This window comes from Mesobacillus sp., from assembly GCF_049588175.1.
GTDB lineage: Bacteria > Bacillota > Bacilli > Bacillales > Cytobacillaceae > Mesobacillus.
This window is the reverse complement of record NZ_JBAVFI010000417.1, coordinates 1-3,079: the sequence shown is the minus strand read 5'-3', so window position 1 is coordinate 3,079 and position 3,079 is coordinate 1. Positions and strand designations below refer to the sequence as shown.

Annotated in this window: 4 protein-coding genes; all 4 read left to right on the top strand. The window is 43.8% G+C overall.

Annotated features, from left to right (window positions below):
• Window positions 1–353 precede the first annotated feature (353 nt).
• Entirely contained in the window at window positions 354–914 is a 561-nt protein-coding gene (locus tag WB217_RS10435) for an RNA polymerase sigma factor (RefSeq protein ID WP_423993166.1), read from the top strand.
• Window positions 895–1,671: a hypothetical protein gene (locus tag WB217_RS10430; RefSeq protein WP_423993165.1), complete on the top strand. Its 777-nt coding sequence runs from the start codon at window positions 895–897 to the stop codon at window positions 1,669–1,671. Before WB217_RS10435 ends, WB217_RS10430 begins: the two co-directional genes overlap by 20 nt.
• Complete coding sequence (locus WB217_RS10425; protein WP_423993164.1) at window positions 1,661–2,533, top strand: ABC transporter ATP-binding protein; 873 nt, start codon at window positions 1,661–1,663, stop codon at window positions 2,531–2,533. The genes WB217_RS10430 and WB217_RS10425 overlap by 11 nt, the downstream gene beginning before the upstream one ends.
• The coding region (locus tag WB217_RS10420) for a hypothetical protein (protein WP_423993163.1) at window positions 2,530–3,079 on the top strand (550 nt) is incomplete at its 3' end. The genes WB217_RS10425 and WB217_RS10420, both read left to right, overlap by 4 nt.

Sequence of the window (3,079 nt, the reverse complement as noted above, 5' to 3'; positions counted from 1 at the left end):
GCATCACCCACGATCCGGCAGGAATTCGATGTGGTGTGGGACTTGATCCTTACTGGATAATTAAATTAAAACTTGAGCAGGAAACACCGAATCGACTCAGCTTATGCTGAGCTTATTTCGGTGTTTTTTTTGTCGGTTGAAAAAAGGAATAGGATTTTTGAGGGAGAATTATTTCGATATATAGAAAATTAGAAGTCACTATGGGACTCGGTGATTGAAATTCACGGGTTTTTTTCATGGCATTAACCTTTTGTGTGATTTGAAAAAGTTTATCTTTTAGAAGATTTTTAAAAAATAATGTGCACACTAAATCTTTTTCCAAAAAATCTCGTTAGCTTATCGGAGGTGAGGATATGACCGATCAGGAATTGATAGCCGAGGTGTTAAGCGGCAGCAGGGCGAGCCAGGAAATCCTGGTCCGGCGGCATTATAAGCTGGTATACGGATTTTTGTACCGGATGACTGGTGATAAGGAGCTCGCGCTGGACCTGACTCAGGAGACATTCATCAAAGTGTTAAATAATATTTCGAAATATAAGGGTTCAGCGGAATTCAAAAGCTGGGTTTTGACGATCGCCAGCAACCATGCGAAGGATTATTTTAAAAGCAAGGCGCATCGAAACAGCCGCAATACATATGAGCTTCAGGAACGGGATGCGAAAACGGAAAAGAGTGTATCCTCAATTTTTGAAAAGAACGAGAAACGAAAAGAGATCAAAGAGGCGCTTGATGAGCTTCCGGATTTCCAGCGAGAGGCGATCCTGCTTAAATACTACAATGATATGAAAATATCCGAAATCGCCCGGGTGACCAATGCGACGGAGTCGACGGTCAAATCGAGGCTGAAACAGGGGCTTGGAAAGCTGAAACTATATTTGAACAGGGGTGAGATGGATGAACGAAACACCAATTGATTATGACGTAAAAGAATATCTCGATTCCTATAAAATTGATTTTCCGAATGAAGATGAGATGGAAGCTTCGATTGAGTTCATCATGGCACAGGTGACTGTAAAAGAAAGAAGTTCTGCCATTCTGGTAAGGAAAGCAAAAGCATTAGTGATGAACAGCTCACGCGAACTGATGAATTTCAGCTGGCTGTTCTGGAGCTTGAATGGTCTATTTCTATTGCTTGGCGTCATCAGCCTGCTGAAGTTTAATTACAATCCTTATCTGACTGTATTTGCGCTCGCGCCACTGCCATTTTTCGTCGGGATTTTTGAAATCCTGAAGAGCAAAGACGAAGGTCTGGTCGAGCTGGAGCTGACGTTCAAATATAATGCCCAGCAAATTTTAACCTCAAGGCTGCTGGTGGTCGGACTCTATAACTTCGCTGTGAACATCATAATCTCTGTCATCACAGTTGCTGTTTATCCAGAAGTGCAGCTAGCAAACCTTTTTCTGGTCTGGACAATTCCATACGTATTTGCCACAGGCGTTGCGTTTTTTATCGCTTTAAAAACGAAAGGCATTGTCGCTAGCGGTACGATCATCGCCGTTTGGTTTGCTTTTTGCTATGGGGGCTTAATGATTCCCGAGGTCACAGAGTTTTTTCGAAAAATGAACCCTTTGCCTGCAGCGGGATTGATTCTGGCAGGAATCATTATTTGGACCATACACATTTTGAATTTTAGAAAAATCGATATTGGGAGAGAGCGTTATGAAGCTTAGAATCGAAAATGTTACCAAGGTATTTGGCGAAAAGCATGCAGTCGATGGCGTAACGGTGGAGCTGACAAATGGTGTATATGGATTCCTTGGTGCCAATGGTTCAGGGAAAACAACGCTGATGCGCATGCTTGCCGCAGTATCAAGGCCAACATCCGGGAGTATTACCCTTAACGGCGAGGAAATCGGCAAAATGGGCGACCGTTATCGCGACTTGCTCGGCTATTTGCCCCAGCATATCGGCTATTACAAGCATTTTACAGTGGAAAAATTCCTCTATTATATTGCCAGTTTAAAAGGACTGGAGAAAAACGCTGCCAAGGTTAAGGTGGCAGAGCTGCTTGAAACCGTCAATCTGACGGAAAAAAAGAAAACAAAGATGGGAAAGTTGTCTGGCGGTATGAAGCAGCGAGTCGGCATCGTTCAGGCGCTGTTGAATGATCCGAAGATCCTGATTGTTGATGAACCGACAGCAGGTCTGGACCCAAAAGAAAGAATCCGCTTCAGGAACCTGCTGGCGACGATTGCGAAGGACCGGATCGTGCTGCTGTCCACTCACATCGTGTCCGATATTGAGTACATCGCCAAGGAAATTTTGATCATGAAGGACGGCAAGCTGATTGAAAAAGATACGCCGCAAAACCTGATTCACGAAATCCAGAAGAAGGTTTGGTGTGTCACAGCCGGTGAAGCGGAAGTGCCCGCTTACCAGGCTTCCTATAAGGTTGGCAATATCTCAAGGCAGCCTGAGGGGATTGAGCTCAGGATCATTTCAGAGGAAAAACCAGCGGCCAATGCCGTCAATGTCCCTGTAAATCTTGAGGATCTCTATCTCTATTACTTTGACGAGGAGGTAGGAGCATGAGCTTGATTCAATGGGAATTGTCAAAGATTTTTAAGCAGAAGAGTCTCTATTTCGTGGGATTATTCCTGTTTGGCTGGTTTACCTTGGTTACTTTTACAAATACGTATGATACAAAGGTCACCCGCGAGGTTTTTAATGAGTGGGAAGGACCGATCACAGCAGAAAAAATAGCTGCTGCAGAGAAATTGAATGCAGAAGTGAGTGAGTATTTTTCAAAAGAAAATGCGGTAAATGAGCGGAAAAGTGCAGAGGCTGGGTTAACGGAAACGATTGCGATGTCCCAGAATATCGCGTCGACTATAAAAGAGCGAGAGGGTAACCTCAATCAATTAATAAAAGAAGCCGAATCGAAAGGGAATCAGTCGTTGGCGGCGAAACTCGATCTTCAAAAGGACATGTACAATGAGGTTAAAATCGACAGGATTTCTTATTATAAAGCTCCCCAGGAAGCAGTAGATTTCGTCAATGTATTCGGCCTCATTTTAACGGGAGCCTTCCTGCTGATCGGCTTATCAGGCATTTATTCAAATGAGCAGGCAACAGGAG

Coding starts and splice junctions, on each gene's coding strand:
- WB217_RS10435 (WP_423993166.1), top strand. CDS start 354: ATGACCGATCAGGAATTGATAGCCGAGGTGTTAAGCGGCAGCAGGGCG.
- WB217_RS10430 (WP_423993165.1), top strand. CDS start 895: ATGAACGAAACACCAATTGATTATGACGTAAAAGAATATCTCGATTCC.
- WB217_RS10425 (WP_423993164.1), top strand. CDS start 1,661: ATGAAGCTTAGAATCGAAAATGTTACCAAGGTATTTGGCGAAAAGCAT.